Here is a 16,701-nt window from a genome sequence, read left to right as displayed (position 1 = left end):
TCACCATCTTTATTGTAATCCTATAAGGATAGCATACTAGAACGATGTTGTTACCTATTATAGTAAAACAATCGCTTGCCATGACAAAACCCTTATGAAGAAAGAGTCATTGGTACGGTGAAGAGAGAACTGTTGGACTACATCAACCCACTGAATGAGCGACATTTACATTCGCTGTTACGAAAATACATCAGCTATTACAACAATGATTGGACACATCAAGGCATAAACGGCAAGACGCCAATTACTTCACCAACGTATCTCCCGACTTCAGCAGAAGAGACAAAGCTTGAGGCGATACCTGTACTAAATGGTCTCTATCATACATATAAGAAAGTAGCTTAGCCCAGCCTCCACTCGCTTAAAATTTTTTACCCTTTCAAGAAAGGCTTCTTTGGCATGCCTTTCTTTTCTTATGGGTACTTTTTTGTATACTGCATGAATGAAGTGAAGATGGATTTCTGATACTCTTCATGGGAATAAGAAAAGCCATCCGGCGAAATCTTAGTGATTTCTGTCCGGATGGACTTTTTGAAGGCGACACGATGATCAAGTAAGACACCGCATTAAATACGGCAAGCCAACACAATATGGAATGCTTTGTTAGGAGGAGAGGAATGGGTATGAAAACTACGATTAAATTGATAGTCTTCCTTAGCTCATCTCTTCATTCTAATGGCTATTACTAGAATAGTGCCGAGAAGGAGCATTCTCAGAGCAGAAAAAGACCCTGCAGAAATTGCTTTCCGCAGGATCATTTTTCCTCAGCTATTAAACTAACATATTATCTGAAGAACGCCTGAATTGTGTGGTGCACAGGCATCGCTTATTAATTTATTTTACTGTTACAGTAGTTACAGTTCCAACACCAGGAGTGTTATCTACTAAAGTAATTACAGCACCATTGAGAGAAGCAGTATAGTGAGCAGTTACGTCAGTATCTGCAATCAGTGCTGCAAATAATTTACCAGCAACAGTTGTAGTTGAATCTGTTTTAGCAACAGAAGCAGAAATAGTTTTATTGAATGTTCCATCAACCAATTTGATTGATGCAGTTCCAGCTGCATTTGTTGCACCAGAAGTGATAGTGATATTTACAGTTTCTTGTTTCGGAGCCACACCAGCAGTATTAGCAGCCGTTGCAAGAGTAACGTTATTAGCCAAAGTTACTTTCATTGTAGTATCATCAGCAGCTGCAGTTTTTGCTGTTAAAATCACATCATCTGTAGACAATGTTACATCAAAGAAATTAGTAACCGTAGTATTAGCTTTTAGAGCGTTAAATGTTTTTGTTGCAACAGTACCAGCATCATCACTAGCTATAACAGGTACGTTAATATTTAATGGTGCGTCTCCATTAAATCCTTTTGCAACAATAGATACAATTGCGTCACCAGTTGCTGTTGCTGCAGTAGCAGTTAAAGTTTGAATTTGCTTAGTTCCCGCATCTCCGGCTTGGGAAACAACTCCATTACCAGCTACACCAGTTTCAATTGTTGCAGCTTCTACTGCCATCGACCCAGAAACTAATGTTTTACCTGCAACTGGATTAGTTGTAGTAGACTTAACTGTTAATGTACCAACATTTGTAGAAGTAGCTCCTGTGATAGTTAAACGAACTTTATTATCACTAGCAGTTCCATCAACGACAGCACTTACTGTTCCATTAGTTACTGCGAAATCTGCAGGTAGCAAGTTAGTTGGATTAGCTAGATTTTCCGAGAACGTAAGTTCAACTGCATCAGCTTTACCATCTCCTGTTGTATCAAGTGCCACTGCTGATTTAACAGAAACGAATAATGAATCATAGTCTGCTTGTAAATTTGAAGCATTAATTGTTCCATCATTAACTTTAGTTTTAACAGGAGTTAATAATGCCGCTACTTGAGTGTCAGATAGCTCTGGGTAAGCTGCTTTCAATACCGCTGTCTTAGCAGCATCTGTTGTAGCATTTTTCAACTGATCAACTACTGCTGTACTTGTACCAGTTCCTGGATTTCCAGTGTTAGCATCAAGAACGTTAAACGTAAACTTGCCATCTGCATCAACTGTTACAGATACTTTAGATGTACCAGTTACGATTTCATTTTCAAATGCTGATTTTGTTACTGCACTACCTTTGATTTGGTATGCTTTTGCATTTGCATAAGTGTATACCGTATCATTGATTGTTAACACTTCAAGTGTAGTGTTAAGGTTTGTTACAGTACCTGTAATAGCTGCTGAACCATATTGAGAGAAGTTCACAGATACAGATGATGGATTTGTAGAAGGCAATACAACGCCTGCTTTAGATCCAGTTGCGCTTACTGTTGCATTTGTTGGAGCAGAAGCTGTAACCTGTACTTTTGCTTCAGTTTGACCTGCACCAATTACTGCAGGAACTGTTTTAGTTGTTCCAGCTGCAACAAGTGTTCCATTAGCAGAAAGGTTACCAGTACCAGCTTGTACTTCAAATGATACAGTAGTTGCATCTGTAGAAGAACGTGGCTTACCGTTTTGGTCAACTAGCTGATAAATGAATGTTGCAGGCTCTGCACCGTTAGCAACAACTGTAGTAACTTTTTTACCGTTTTTATCAACAGCCTTCAAGTTAGCAGTGTAGTTAACAGCGTCTACAAAGTATGTTACTTCGCCATTAGATTGTAGATCGTCAGCATCCAATTTACCGTTTGTTTTGCCGTTGTCGATGAATGCAACAGGAGCTACATAGTCATTTTCAACAGTGCTTGCAACTGTAAATTTCGCTTGGCCGTCTTTTTCTACTAATACTTTATAGATGTTGATTTTACCATCTTGTGTAGGTGTAACTGCTTTATTGTCAGAATCCAATAGGCGTAAAGAACCTTTGATGTTTTCTGTATCAATCGCAACATTTACAACTGTTCCAGGAGCTGCTGCTTTACCGTCTTTCGTGTTGAAAGTAACTGTGTAATCACGGCCGCCTGTTTCTGTAGCGTTTTTGTATGTTGCTGCATTTTGTACGCCTTCAGCTTTGATTGTTAATCCAAGTGCATGTTGTACGTTGAATGTAACAGGTGTAGCTGATGCTTGCATTGCTCTTGCATCATACTTTGCATCAAAGTTTAGTTGGCTTGTGCCATTTGTGTTAGACAATTGCTTACCTTCATAAACGATAGGAGTAGCAGTTGCATTAGATCCTGTAAGAACTAGGTTTGCTTTACCTTTACCATCTAATTTAACAGCGATAACTGCTTCGCCGCCTGTAGATGCTTTGTAAGGGTAGTCAGCAGATGTAGTTGTTGGTACGCCTGTTACTGTATCTAGGTTATACGTAGTTACGCCTTCAGCTTTAATTGTTTTCACCAATTTATCAGGTGTAACGTTCAAGTTTTCTTTGAATGTAACAAACACATATTTGTTTGCATTCTTTTCAGAATTGATTTCGTATGCTTTTTTAGATCCGTTAGCTAGTGTAGTAGCTTCCGTGATGTCTTTGATAGTTAATTGAGCAGCATTCTCCCAATAAACTGTACCTTGTTCACGAAGATCTGCTTTACCAGTAGGGTATACAGTTACTGTATCGTTACCAGCATTGTATTGAGTGTAAGAGAACGTAGCGATACCGTCAGCATTTGTTACTACTTCAAATACTTGGTCCTTGTTCAATGTACCTGTTGTGTTAGCTTTTACGTTGAAAGTTACAGGAACGCCTGCTTCTTTCACGCCGATGTTAGCAGAAAGGATAACTTGTTGACCCACAACACCTTGAACTGATTTCGTGTTCAAGCTGATTTTTTCAGGAACAACAGCAGAAATACCAGTGAATGAACCAATTGCTTTTTCATTCAAAGTAACTGTGTACTTTTCTCCGCCTTTTTGAGTAGCAGTTGTTAATACGATTACTTTATCGTTAGTTTGTTTTACTGCAGCGTTAGATACAGTCAAACCGTCAATTTTGAAGTTCAAAGAGTTGATGTTCTCAACTTTGTCTTTCATTTCAACTTCAACAGTAGTTGCGTTAACCGCCTTAACAGATGCAACTCCAGGAGCTACAATTCCGCCGCCAACTTCACTGAAGTCTGCTTGAGTAGTCTTGTAAAGGAATGAAGCGAATTGTCCACGAGTTGTTGTTGATTTAGGGTTGAATTCTGGTGCAGCTGGGTTTGTGATGTCGAAGAAGTCTAGAACGTCGATAGCAGGACGAGCTTCAGCTTTCGCTTTGCCTAGATCTGTAACGTCTTTCTTGAAGTCTTGGTCTTTCACGTAAGAAGTTAGGTCAATATCATGTACGCGGTCGAATGCACGAACAAGAACGATTGCCATGTTTTCACGAGTGATGTCGCCGTTTGCATCTAGTGAACCGTCTGGTTTACCAACGAATACTCCGTTGTCATACACTAGTGCAGACATTTTTAGAAGCTCATCGTTAGATGTAGTCTTCAAGTCTGAGAAACGTGGTTTAGTTTTGTAGTCTGTAGGTACTTTATAACCTTCAGATACTAACCATTTACCCATCAATTTTACTACGTCAGAACGAGTAAGTGTTTTGTTTGGTTTGAATGTTCCGTCTTCATAACCTGAAATTACACCTGCATTAGAAAGAGCGTCGATTGCCTCTTTGTGTGAGTTGTTGTCTTTTACGTCAGTGAAAGTTGCAGCCATTGCTACTGGTGCTACTGCTGATGCTACTAGTGCAGCTGAAGCAGCCCCTACTACAAACTTGCGATATTTCGTTGGTTGGTTAGCCATTAAATAATTTCCTCCTCGTATTATCTCTTGTTTTTGCCAGTTACTACCTATGTATGAAAGTAGTAGGCATTACAACTTAAAGTATAGATAAGTATGTGCTAAAAGTCAATTGAATCTTGGATTATATACTAGTCTAATAGCACGGTGCGACAAAATATTTTTGCCCCATCTACTATTGTATCGAAAGATTAATATAATACAAGTATTTTCCAAAGCGTTTTAAAAAGAAGGGATGTTGGGCATGCAAGAGATTTTTGCCAAACAAAAAGGCTTGAACAGATGGGAACTGTTCAAGCCTTTTTGTTTGCGGTCAACCAACCGTAACGCTTTGCACCTATAGTGCTATATGCTAAAGAGAAAATTATCCTTACAACTTCGTATTCTATCACCAAGTTCAATAGATTACAAGATAGTAACTTAATAGTATAATATTTCTTAATTTACTTTCGTTAGTTGGTTGAATTAATTAGTAGATTTACTTTGTAATACTAGAGAACTAGGTTAGTGGGTTGGGATGGAAGCTACAGCTGGGGACGCTTCCATCCTACGTTGATAGTGGAGATACTTGATTCACTCATTAGAGATAGTATGCTAATTATTGTTATCTTTGACTTAGGTTAAGTTCAAGTTCAAGTTCAAATTCCAATACAATGCCAATCCTATATTCAATGAGCATCAATAAGTGCCACCCACTCACCTCGTAAGGGATTGGAGCGTAAGAGGGGCGACTCTGGGAGGATCAGCCCGATCAGGTGAGACAACTAAAGGAACGCAGTGACTAGTTGGCTCACCGCGGGCCCTCCAGAAAGCGTCCCCTCTGAAGCGCAAATCCCCAACCCCTAGCCCTTACTTGCCTATCTTATTTCTTTACCCTTACTTCTTCCGATACACCTCTACCAAAAACTTCGGCAAATTCATTTGACGTTTAATCCGGCTTGGTTCAAGTAGCAATCGATACAACCATTCCGCTCCTGCTTTTTGGAATGCTGCCGGTGCGCGTTTGATATTGCCCGCTAGCACGTCGAATGATCCGCCTACGCCTTGGAACAACGTCGGATGTAACTGGTCGCGGTGTTGTTCAATCCACTGTTCTTGCTTCGGTGAACCCATCGCCACAAATAATATATCCGGTTTCGCTTGGTTAATCGTGTCGAGGACGACTTGTACATCTTTTTCATAACCGTGCTGAATACCAGCGATTTGAATGTTTGGATGCATGACTTGCAATCTCGCAGCCGCTTCTTGCGCCACGCCAGGTTTTGCGCCATAGAGGAAAATGCGTTTTCCACGTATGGCGGCTTCCTGTACGACGCGGTCCATCATGTCGATTCCTGTCACACGCGAACGGATCTGACCTTTTTTCAGCTTGGATGCCAGTATTACACCGATGCCATCCGGGATTTGGAATTCTGCTCGGTTCAGCAATGCTTTTAGTTCTGGATCTTCTTTAGCTTTCATGAGCTTTTCCGGATTGATCGCGACGATAAGTGATTTCTTTCCTTCTTCAATATTCTCGAAGACTTTCGGAATCAGTTCGTCGTAGTTCTCCGTGTTAACGGAGACGCCTAGTATTTCTTCTTTCATTTGTACAGTTGCCCCTCTTTTTTGCCGTCGCCTAATTTGAAGAATCTATATTCTGCTTGTTCCCATTTATCTGCTGGGAGAGCATTTTTCGTATCCAATATGATCGGTCTTGGCTGTTTCGTCTGCAAGTCTGCCGGATTCAATTGTTTAAATTGGTCATGGTCTGTAGTTAATAGAAGAAGATCCGCTGTGCCGATTGCTTCTTCGAGCGTTGCAACTTGCGTCGAATGCTGTAATTCTTTGATGTGCGGATCGAATGAAACGACATCTAGACCCAAATCTTGCAGAGAATCAATTACTTTCGTTGACGGACTTTCGCGCATGTCGTCGACGTTCCCTTTAAATGCAAGACCGAGAACCGCCACTTTACCGTTTTCGATATGGTATTCTTGAAGCAAACGCTGTGCGCGTTTCGCTGTATACATCGGCATGCCATCGTTCGTTAGACGTGCTTTTTTGATAATATCCGCTTTTTCAGGTGCCAATTCCACTAAGAACCATGGATCGACTGCGATACAGTGACCACCGACGCCTGGGCCTGGTGTATGGATATTGACGCGTGGATGGAAGTTTGCAAACTTAATCGCTTCCCAAATGTCCACGTCGATCCCTTCTGCAATCTTTGCGAGTTCATTGGCAAATGCAATGTTGACGTCGCGGTACGTGTTTTCCATGACTTTAACGAGTTCCGCTGTGGTAGCGTCCGTTAAGTGGATCGTCCCTTTGACGAACACTTCGTAAAGTTCCTTCGTCATTTCTGCCGATTTCGCATTAACACCACCAACGATACGGTCGTTGTTTACTAGTTCTTCAAAGATCTTACCTGGAATAACGCGTTCAGGTGAGTGAGAAACGAATAGTTCTTCTCCAATAATTAGATCCGTTTTACGTAATTCGGGCAACATGACGTTTTCGACCGTCTTCGGTGGAACTGTGGATTCCAAGATTACCAGTGCGCCTTTTTTGACGAACGGCACGATCGATGCAGTTGCTGCACGGATGAATTCTAAGTTCGCGGTATTGTCCGGATTGATCGGTGACGGTACAGCAATGATGTAGACGTCTGCTTCTACCGGTGTAGTAGACGCTTGGAAGTGCCCTTCGTCTACCGCTTTCTCCAAACGTTCTTGCAAACCGTTTTCTTCTATATGTAGTTGTTTATTGTTGATCAGCTGAACGACGCGTTCGTTACGATCGACGCCATGTACTTGAACGCCGCTGTTCGCAAACATAACGGCAGTTGGAAGACCGATATAACCTAGGCCTACTACGCATAATTTCTTTTCCATAGTGTATGATACCTTCGCTTTCTTGTTTTAGGTTGTAGTGATGTGTCTTTGTGGAACTGTGTGAGACTTTGTGTGGGGGTTGGGATCTACACTACAGGCGGACGCTTTCCTGCGGGCATGGCTTGAGCCAAGCGAACCACGGAGAGTTCGCTTTGCCGTATTTCTGCGTACTTTGCAGAAATTAAGGCACCTGTCCAGGGTCTCGAACTCACGCTGATCCTCCGGGAGTCGCCGCCTGCCGTTCCGATCCTACCTATATTACGGTAACAGTTAGTGACCACTTTTTCTTTGTGTTGGAATTTCAAGTTCAAGAACGCAACACCCAACACATCTAATTTCAAAGAGAAAGGATGAATCTCTTCATCCTTTGTTCTAGCAAATACATTATATAAGAATGAATACTTTTTAAGCACTTCCACACAAACTCCAGAAGAATAACCAGTGGATCGTAAGCGGAAGGCGGGGACTCCCGATGGATCAGCTCGATCAGGTGAGACAACCAAAGAGAGCAAAGCGAACTGGTTGGCTCACCGCGAGCCCATGGGAAAGCATCCGCCTGCAGCGTCGATCCACGTTGCCTCCACCCTCACCCCATCTACTAAGAGCACCTAAGTTTTAATTCTATTCCATCTATACAGTATACCAACTTCTCGCCCTCATCACCAATTTATTTAGCCCGTGCTCGCACAGTAAAAGGCGTATACGTCCCTTTCACCACACTCAACCCGTTAGCCCCTGCTATCCCCGGATGAACAATGAGCATATACTCAGCTCCAAGCGCCATCGGTTTCGCCGGCTGGATCGTCATCGTCTTCTCATTACTAGCCTTTTTAGCCGTTTGTATAGAGACGCTTCCGAACTTCACAAGTTCCATCTTGTTGAAATCTTTCGCTGGACCAAAGTTCATGTTCTGCGTGAACTCGACGTTGAATATTTTTGATTGCGCTACAGCGGTTGGCCCTTTGATGAACTGGTAGCCCCGCGCGGCCAAGTCAGAAGTAACAAGGCGTTTGTGCATGCCCGTGTGCTCCGTTCCCGATTTCATTTTAATATTCGGCTCGACGCCTATATGTTGTACGGGTGTTCCTTTAGGTCCTGTATAGTGACCTGTCGTTAGCTTCAGCGCGCCGCCATTTTCTAATTCAAATAACGACTGAACGCTACCTTTTCCTTTTGTCGTCTCTCCTACTACGTTCGCCGCGCTTTGGTCTTTGAGGCTGACTGCCACAATTTCAGAAGCGGAAGCTGAGTAGCGATTGACGAGTACGTACGTGTCTACCGGGAATTTGTTTTTCGCTGGGACGACTTTCCCTGACTGTGTCCCCATGCGTGTTTGCAGTTTGTATGCTTCTTTTACTTTCGGGAAGAAGCCTAGTAATTGCTCGGCGCTGTCAACATAGCCGCCCCCATTAAAACGTAAGTCCAAAATCAGTTTCTTCGCTCCTGCGGCTTTCAAACGTGACCAATGGGTATTGACGTCTTCTTGTAGATGCGCAGAGAATGTCTTGATCTTCATATACCCGACGTTTCCGTACATCATATTCGAACTCACATTGTTTGGATTGTGCGGTGCCGTAACAGTAGCGACTTGCGCCGGTGCTTCAGCGCTTGCGTATTGATTGAGATAGTCTTTATATTCAGCGGGCGTCATGTACACCGAGTATTCATCGAGCTGACGTACGACTTCAGTGACGTTTCTCGCGTTGTGAAGATTAGTAGGCTTATCGCCATAATAGTACAAATCGACAATTTCTTTCACTTCGTCAAGAGTCGCGGCTTCGGTGGCGGGTGTTAAGCAGAGCCAGGCAAAAACAGCTGCTACTGCAATCAGAGTTTGTTTCATTGCGTCTCCTCCTTTATACGGTGGGTTTGGTAAAAGTATGTATCTTTCCACTATACCCTATACACCAGCGATTAAGCGGCTAACTATAATTATTTTTTCGAATATAGTGTGACCCAATAGATTTTACCCGTTGGATCGGGTGCCGTACCTGCTCCCATATGCGTAAATACTGGGCTTAATAGATTCTCTTTATGCGCAGGCGATGCTAACCAAGCATTTGTAATTTCCAGCGCATCATGGAAGCCAGCCCCAATGTTTTCACCATAAGCCGTCCATTTATAATCAAATTTCTGCAGCAACTCTTCAGCCGTGCCATATGTCGGCGTAATATGCGATAATTCCCCGAGCTTCGCCAAGTCTTCCGCTCTCGCGCTCGCAATCCGGTTGAGCGCGGGATCCGCCCGTAGATTGCCAATTTTGGCATTTTGTCGTTTCACGTTCACGTTAATAATCACCTGTGCCGCCAATGAAGGCTTTTCAGGTTCAGGTTTTGTTGGTTCCGGTTTTGTAGCGGGTGGTGTTGGTTTTGGCGGAACTGGTTTCGGTGGATCCGGTTTCGGCGTCGGCGGTACTGGTTTTGGCTTTTCAGGTGTTGGCTTTTGATTATCAGGATTCGGCTTGATCAAGTTTTGATCGCGATCGACATAGCCTTTCTTTTTATTGTCATACGTAATCAATCCATTTTTGCGATTTTCGTCGAATTGCATCGTACGGTACAAAAATGCCGCCATTTGGCCACGAGTAACAGGTTCATTCGGATTAAATTTGCCCCCTGGACGCGTCGTCGTGATATTGAGTTCCGCAATCGTAATAATGTATGCATATGCCCCGCTGCTCTTCTGGACATCATCAAAAATAATGAAATCATTATCGTCCGTGACAATATGGTACCCAAGGACTAGTAGCTTCGCCATTTGTCCGCGAGTTAGGGGTTTATTCGGATTGAATTTATCCGCATTCTTGAATAACCCCCGCTGTGTCAATGCGCGAATATGATCATATGACCCGTTGTCTTTCGTTACATCCTTGAAATCCATTTTATACGCATGGCTCGGCTTCGCTCCAATGGAAACGGCGATCATCTTAGCCGCCTGAGCCCGAGTGACAGGTTTATTCAGGCGATATGTATTGTCGGCATAGCCTTTGATAATTCCATTGGCAGCCATATACATGACCGCATCGTAGGCATAATGCTTCTCGGGTACGTCCTTAAACGCAACCGGTTTCGCAGCCTCCACCGGCGCAGATGCAGTAACTCCTACTGCAGATACCGCAACGGCCATCGCTATAGTACTTAAGAATATTTTTTTGTCGTAAGCTAGATTCATATAAACGTCCCCCTTTTGTTAAGAGTATACGGGATTTGGCATGTGTTTTGGTAGGGGTATTGTCGAAATTTGTTGGATGACTTTGTTTTTTTGGGGGTTGGGGGTGGATTGGGGGTGAGCTGTTGGGCCGTGGGGATTGTGGGGATTGAGCGGATAGCGGGAAACATTGAGCGCGCGGGAGTTTTGGATAGCTCGGAACTCCTTATGGGCGGTCCGGCCGTGGGGATTGAGCGGATATTGGTCTACATAGAGCGGAGCATTGGCTTGATTGAGCGGTTATTGGGGCAGTTAGAGTGCTGAACGGGGTTGATAGAGCGGTTTCGCGTGAGGATTGAGCGGATAACGGGAAACATTGAGCGCGTGGGAGTTTTGGATAGCTCGGAACTCCTTATGGACGTTCCGGCCGTGGGGATGAGCGGATATTGGTCTGCATAGAGCGGAGCACTGGCTTGATTGAGCGGTTATTGGGGCAGTTAGAGCGCTGAACGGGGTGGATAGAGCGGTTGGGCGTGGGGATTGAGCGGTTAGCGGGAAACATTGAGCGCGCGGGAGTTTGGGATAGCGCGGAACTCCTTATGGGCGGTCCGGCCGTGGGGATTGAGCGGATATTGGTCTACATAGAGCGGGGCATCGGCTGGATTGAGCGGTTATTGGGGCAGTTAGAGCGCTGAACGGGGTGGATAGAGCGGTTGGGCGTGGCGATTGATCGGTTAAGGAGAAACATTGAGCGCGCGGAGGTTTTGGGTAGCGCAGATCTCCTTATGAGCGAATACGTTATTTGATTTCATTAAGAAACCAGCGCATGAAAAGCTTATGCGCTGGTTTGGTTGCTTTTACAAATGTAGATTTTCTGTGTGGAGGAGTTTCGGAGAGAGTTGGTAGATGGCGTTGCGCTTTTTGCCGGACATTTCGGTGAAGGGGTTGGCTAGCATTCGTTTCGCTATGTGGCGAGAGTGGATGTTGGTGAAGTGGCGGAATTGCTGATTGGTGAGTTGCGCGCCGCCGATGCAGTACCATTCCGCCAGCGTAGCATGATGGGCATGGCGATCGATATGGCCGCACGCTCGGCACTGCCAACTTCTGGTCCGCCACATCATCATCAATTGTTCGCAATGCGGGCACGCGACACCGGTTGCTAAGTCTTTTATGGACAGTGCGTACTTTTCGATTAGCGGAAATGGATCATAGTGGCGGTGTGTGTTTAGGAGTTCATTCGCCAATCTCTTGATTTGATTCGCGCTCAATAGTTCACTCTTCATTTCCAAATTTCTCAGACGGTTGGGAATTTCATATGAAAATACGAGCCGGTGGGACGATGTGTTTTCGATGGTGAGTTCGTTTTGGTAGGCGAAAACGATGTAGTCGACGAGAGGGATGTCGATGTTACGCGCTTGCAGCCAGCTGGTGAAATAGTGTTTTTTGCGTTCCATTTCTTCGATTGGACTTCTCAAGACGGTGCGTTCCCCGTTGACTGATTCGCGAATGAATTGGGTCGGACTTTGCTTGATGTGTAATTTGCCTGCAATATTTTTGATTTCGAACAAGACAATGGTGCTCGGGGTAATTAAAATGGAATCAATTTGGAAATAGGCATGTTCGTGTTTCAGGAAAACGTCGTGGAGGATGGCGTGCGGATACGGCGGGATGAAGTCTCTTAATTGGTAGTCGAATTCCCTCTCCCCTCCGAAGCCCGCTTTGCCGTTGTAGAAATCAGTGCGGATTTTTTCGTATTTGTCATGATTAACTGGTAAGCGTTTTAGAAGCGCCTGTTGGCCGATGATCAGTTTGGGGATCGTGCGAGTTTTATAGAGTATGTTGTTTCACCTCCCACTATTTGGATTGTTAGAGCGTATATTTATTGTATCAAGGGCGTCGTGAATTGGGAAGTATTAGGAGAAATTCGATTTTGAGTGATTTTTGAGGGGTGAAATTCAATTTTGAAGTGGATTTGTTGGGGAGAATTCAATTTTATGGGTTTGGAGAATGATATATGTTGGTATTTTGTTTGAAAATATGTCTTTAGTCATGTTGGGGTTGTGGGTGGTTGCATGCGATTGAGCGGATAGATGGCTTGATAGAGCGCTTGTCGGTCGTGATAGAGCGGATAAGCGGATGGATAGAGCGCTTGAGCATGAATATTGAGCAGTTTGCCTGGCTAATAGAGCGCTTAAACAGAAAGTATGAGCGGCGCGGCTTCGCCTTGCCTGATTTCATGATGTAATACTTCATTGAGCGGTTGATTGGCTTGATAGAGCGCTTATTGGTCGCGATAGAGCGGATAAGCGGATGGATAGAGCGCTTGGGCATGAATATTGAGCGGTTAGCTAGGCTGATAGAGCGCTTAAACAGAATGTATGAGCGGCGCGGCTTCGCCTTGCCTGATTTCATGATGTACTACTTCATTGAGCGGTTGATTGGCTTGATAGAGCGGTTATTGGTCGCAATAGAGCGGACAGATGGCCGGATAGAGCGCTTAAGCAGGAATATTGAGCGGTTAGCCTGGCTAATAGAGCACTTAAACAGAATGTATGAGCGGCGCGGCTTCGCCTTGCCTGATTTCATGATGTAATACTCCAATGAGCGGTTGATTGGCTTGATAGAGCGCTCGAGCGCATTCATAGAGCGATTACACGAGATGATAGAGCGCTTAAAAGGTTTCATAGAGCGTTCAACTACATAAATAGAGCGGATAACAAGCTATATAGAGCGCCCAGCAGAGCGGCCAACAGAAACACCCCTGCAGAACCCCCCACAAAAACGAAAAAAACTGCCCAATTACGGGCAGTTTTTTATCGTTTAATCAAATACCGGACGTAGTGTTGCCAAGGTGTTGTTTTCCATTGTTCCCATTCCGGTAGGTAAAGTGGAAGTGGGTGGAAGACGGATTGGTGCTCGAGGCTGCTGTCCAGATCTTCGTTGTGTAGTGCGATCACGCCTGGTTCGATGCCCGTTGTGAGGACTGTTCGATCGAGTATAGTGAATGGTGCTTCGACCATGTTTTGGACTGCTCGTCCATTGTTGTCTAGCGTCCATATTTTCGCATTGTTTTGGTATTTATCTGTCAGCCAGTTTGTTTTGATGCTGACTGCTTGATTTGCTTCGTTCGTTTGAATGAACGTGTTGACGTTTGTGCCGAATGGCAAATCCATTTGCTCGTCGTACGGCGCAATGCGTACTTCGTAATAGGCTAGTGGATTGTCTTTTTGTGTATTGCCTAGGGCTTTATACGCTTCTAACCACTCGTCGTCTTTCGCCGGCACTTTGGATACCGATACGACGACTCCATTAATTGTGGAGATGTCATTTGGATAGTCCGGAGTGATGCGCTCTTGTACTTCAGCGAGTTTCTTTTGTTTATTCGTTAATGCAGGCTTACCTTCAGGTGAATCCTTTACTTCTGGATTCGTGATCGTTCCGTCCGGATTTGTTGTTGCATCATCCGGATTCGGTGTAGCTTCAGGTGTTGCATCGGGATTTGTCGTCCCATCCGAGTTTGGAGTGTCTGTAGATGGCGGTGTCTCCGTGTTCGGTGTATCTCGCGTGCCTGAGTTGTTATTGTTGTCCGGTGAAGATACCGGTGTTTCCGGTTTGTCGAGCGAACCATCCGGGTTACCGGAAGTGCCGTCGAAGTTTTCTTCAGGAGGATTTGATCCAGCGTTCGGATTCACAGCTGGCGGTTGTGCATCCGTTCCGTCGATTTCCGTTTTCGGATCGTCGTAAGGCACGGTACTCGGTGGTACACCGTCAGCAGATAGAGACGCGACTGATTTACCTTTTTCACTGCTGATCCCGTCTTCCGTTTCTTCAGGCTCTACTGGTTCTTCTGGTTGTTGATTCGGATCGACTTTCGGTGTGAACGGTGTGTGGATCGAGTCATGCTGGATCGTTACCGGTGCGCCCGTTTCCACGTTTGGCCATTCATTGTCGAGTACATATGTGACGATCGTCTGGTCGGTGCTGTAAATATCGATAGATGGTGACTCGCTATCGCGTTTAATGGCTACGACATAGCCGCTTACTGGACTCGTCAAGGCAGATTCATTCGGCAATTCTGCGAGCTGCGATTCGACGATTTCCGTTTTCCGTTGCACTTCAGCGAGATCTCGTTCTGCTTCCGCAATCGCTTGCGCAAACGTTCCGTCTTCTCTAACTTCGATGCCTACATTCAAATTAACGCGTACTTTTTTCTCGTCATTCGTGTCATAATAATCACTATTGTTTTTCGAACCGCCCACTGAGGACTGTTCATATTCCAAATTACTGATCGTTTGTGAAATCGATGACGACTGATTTTGCAACGCGGATAGTTCCGATTCTAGTTCATTGCGTTGCGAATCGATGTGATCCACTTTCAATGAAGCGAGCTCAGTTCCGAAGTCCACTGTCTCCCCTTCTTGAACGAGCCACGAATCAATTGTCTGGTTGTCTTTTAGGTAGATAGTATGCAAATCTTTCGGTGAAATGAATCCTTCTTTGTCGAGCTCTTTCTTGTAATCATCCGCAGACAACCGTTCGTACTCACCGACGTACTGCGCTTTCGGGATGACACTTTTTTCATCGAACACCAAAAACATGTTCAAAGCTAGAAACGCTGTAACGAGGACCGTCACGATGATATTTTGTGCTTTCATCTTATAGTCCTCCAATCATTAACAAGTTCAACATTTTTTCGATAGGAGCAAAGCCAACTGCCGCAGTGATCAATGCAAAGACCACTTGCAATGCGATCAACATCCACAATGCATGCTTGCGGATACCTTTATGCTCTATAACTTCTTCACCGACAAGTGACGTTTCCACTTTCGAGAAGCTGATGAAGCGATACTGAACCGCCACGATCAATGCAGAGAAAATCGTCAATTGATTGACAAACAGAATGAGATACCAATTATCCAAGAATGTTACCGCGAGTGGTCCGAATGAAAGAATCGAAACCGCTGCTGTTTTTCCAGCAACCGCGAAGATCAGGAAATTGATGAGTTTTTCGATTAGCAATAATCCCGTGACCACTAGCTGTAGCTTCAGCAAGGGCTTAAATGGAATTTTCGTCAACATGCTTAAAATCCATGCGACGCCCCAGAAATGGAACGACATGTAGATGATGGCCCAGAGTATGGCACCGACCAATGCAGTGATGCGGCCGATGGTAAAATCATCGAGCGAACCGTTCGCCAAGATATACGTCATCGTCCCGGTATTCATGCCCCACATATCGCGGAGGACGAACAGGATGATGCCCAAAATGAATACGCTAAACACACGGCGTTTGAACCCAGTGACGGTTCCTTGCCCAATTTCAACGGCAAGTCGGTCAGGATAAACTAGTGAACGCCAGTAACCGTAAGTAGAATACATATGTACTTCTCCTTTGCCTCCAACTTATTCGACTGATTATATCAGTTTCTATCTCTCTTACTTTATCAAAAAATGACGAATTTGCAACGAATGTCTTGTTTTGTTGCAGAATTTGGTAGTAGTGTTGGAGTTTTAAACAATTAAAGATGCTGAGTGAAGTTACATTACTCATGGGATTTCCGCTCCAGCTGGGGGACGCTTTCTGGAGGGCGGGCGGTGAACCACACCCCTCGCGTTGCTCGCCGGGTGTTTCAACCGTCCCGCTGATCCTCCCAGAGTCGCCCCCAACTTCCGCTTCAATCCTACTTTTTATGGTGGATGGATGCAGAAACACTCACTGACGATAGTGTTTGAACTAATGTCGTCACTGAATATATTTCATGTACAAACCAATTACAAACCTAACTTCAATGACTGCAATAACTGTCACCCGCTCACACTGCAGGGATTGGCGCGTAGGAGGGGCGACCATAGGCGTCAACTTAAGAAAAAATATAGGGTTATACTTCCTTCTTTGTTGGTATTTATAGAGTAAAACCAATAAAGGAGGAGTCTACTATGAAGCCGCATCATCCAGTTTATCAATTAA

10 protein-coding genes and 1 pseudogene are annotated in these 16,701 nt (G+C 44.5%); 3 read left to right on the top strand and 8 right to left on the bottom strand.

Annotated elements, in window-relative coordinates; genetic code table 11:
- Window positions 1–96 precede the first annotated feature (96 nt).
- Window positions 97–345, top strand: a pseudogene (locus CSV73_RS08735) (integrase); the annotation flags it as partial.
- A gap of 489 nt (window positions 346–834) precedes the next feature.
- Here the strand turns inward: CSV73_RS08735 and CSV73_RS08730 are convergent.
- The 6 genes from CSV73_RS08730 to CSV73_RS08695 all read right to left on the bottom strand — a co-directional run bounded on the left by CSV73_RS08730 (window position 835) and on the right by CSV73_RS08695 (window position 12,478).
- Entirely contained in the window at window positions 835–4,713 is a 3,879-nt protein-coding gene (locus CSV73_RS08730; RefSeq protein WP_099627239.1) for an S-layer homology domain-containing protein, read from the bottom strand.
- 873 nt (window positions 4,714–5,586) lie between these two features.
- Window positions 5,587–6,297: a WecB/TagA/CpsF family glycosyltransferase gene (locus CSV73_RS08725; protein ID WP_099627238.1), complete on the bottom strand. Its 711-nt coding sequence runs from the start codon at window positions 6,295–6,297 to the stop codon at window positions 5,587–5,589.
- A complete protein-coding gene (locus CSV73_RS08720) occupies window positions 6,294–7,586 on the bottom strand; it encodes a nucleotide sugar dehydrogenase (protein ID WP_099627237.1) in 1,293 nt (430 codons plus the stop codon). The genes CSV73_RS08725 and CSV73_RS08720 overlap by 4 nt, the downstream gene beginning before the upstream one ends.
- 667 nt (window positions 7,587–8,253) lie before the next feature.
- Window positions 8,254–9,429, bottom strand: coding sequence for a S41 family peptidase (locus CSV73_RS08710; RefSeq protein ID WP_099627235.1), 1,176 nt, complete (start codon window positions 9,427–9,429; stop codon window positions 8,254–8,256).
- 89 nt (window positions 9,430–9,518) lie between these two features.
- A complete protein-coding gene (locus tag CSV73_RS08705; RefSeq protein ID WP_099627234.1) occupies window positions 9,519–10,757 on the bottom strand; it encodes a CAP and S-layer homology domain-containing protein in 1,239 nt (412 codons plus the stop codon).
- A gap of 833 nt (window positions 10,758–11,590) precedes the next feature.
- Window positions 11,591–12,478 carry a nuclease-related domain-containing protein gene (locus CSV73_RS08695; RefSeq protein ID WP_255407854.1) on the bottom strand — a complete coding sequence of 296 codons (888 nt, stop codon included), beginning with the start codon at window positions 12,476–12,478 and terminating at the stop codon, window positions 11,591–11,593.
- A 323-nt stretch (window positions 12,479–12,801) separates the two neighbouring features.
- Between CSV73_RS08695 and CSV73_RS16470 the strand changes: the two genes are divergently transcribed.
- Complete coding sequence (locus CSV73_RS16470; protein WP_158232317.1) at window positions 12,802–12,978, top strand: hypothetical protein; 177 nt, start codon at window positions 12,802–12,804, stop codon at window positions 12,976–12,978.
- 24 nt (window positions 12,979–13,002) lie between these two features.
- On the top strand, window positions 13,003–13,326 hold the full coding sequence (locus CSV73_RS16340) for a hypothetical protein (RefSeq protein ID WP_143560938.1): 324 nt from the start codon (window positions 13,003–13,005) through the stop codon (window positions 13,324–13,326).
- Between the two features lie 220 nt (window positions 13,327–13,546).
- On the opposite strand, the gene CSV73_RS08690 is transcribed toward CSV73_RS16340, so the two are convergent.
- Together CSV73_RS08690 and CSV73_RS08685 are read right to left on the bottom strand one after the other, a co-directional pair.
- Window positions 13,547–15,388 carry a hypothetical protein gene (locus CSV73_RS08690; RefSeq protein WP_099627231.1) on the bottom strand — a complete coding sequence of 614 codons (1,842 nt, stop codon included), beginning with the start codon at window positions 15,386–15,388 and terminating at the stop codon, window positions 13,547–13,549.
- Window position 15,389: 1 nt separating this feature from the next.
- The gene (locus tag CSV73_RS08685; protein WP_085132735.1) at window positions 15,390–16,112 is read right to left on the bottom strand and encodes a hypothetical protein; all 723 of its coding nucleotides are present in this window, start codon (window positions 16,110–16,112) and stop codon (window positions 15,390–15,392) included.
- Window positions 16,113–16,701: the final 589 nt, after the last annotated feature.

The organism is Sporosarcina sp. P1 (genome assembly GCF_002743155.1).
GTDB lineage: Bacteria > Bacillota > Bacilli > Bacillales_A > Planococcaceae > Sporosarcina > Sporosarcina ureae_B.
The sequence above is the reverse complement of the archived record's forward strand: the minus strand, read 5'-3'. Positions and strand labels throughout refer to the sequence as shown.